Origin of the sequence: Pseudoalteromonas rubra (genome assembly GCF_005887095.1) — a bacterium.
GTDB lineage: Bacteria > Pseudomonadota > Gammaproteobacteria > Enterobacterales > Alteromonadaceae > Pseudoalteromonas > Pseudoalteromonas rubra_E.
Map to the genome: position 1 here is coordinate 1 of NZ_PNCI01000215.1, position 201 is coordinate 201.

Genomic DNA, 201 nt, shown 5'->3' on the forward strand with positions numbered 1-201 from the left:
CGGGTTTCGAATTCGCCCTTAATGGCGATGGAATCGCCGCCATTATCGATAAGGGCTCCCAATAACAAGGTGGTGGCATCGGTGTCGTTCCAAGCGAGGCGGGAGCCTACAAAGCTGCTATTACGATATATTTGATTTTCCCGAGCCTCGGCGTCGGTGTCGCGGTGCAGCTCCAGCAACAGACTGAGATCTTTACTGCTG

The 201-nt window shown here is 53.7% G+C and carries 1 protein-coding gene; it reads right to left on the bottom strand.

Annotated features, from left to right (window positions below; genetic code table 11):
- Positions 1–201 (bottom strand): hypothetical protein (locus CWB99_RS24510; RefSeq protein WP_212748551.1); only part of this gene is annotated, 201 nt, incomplete at both ends.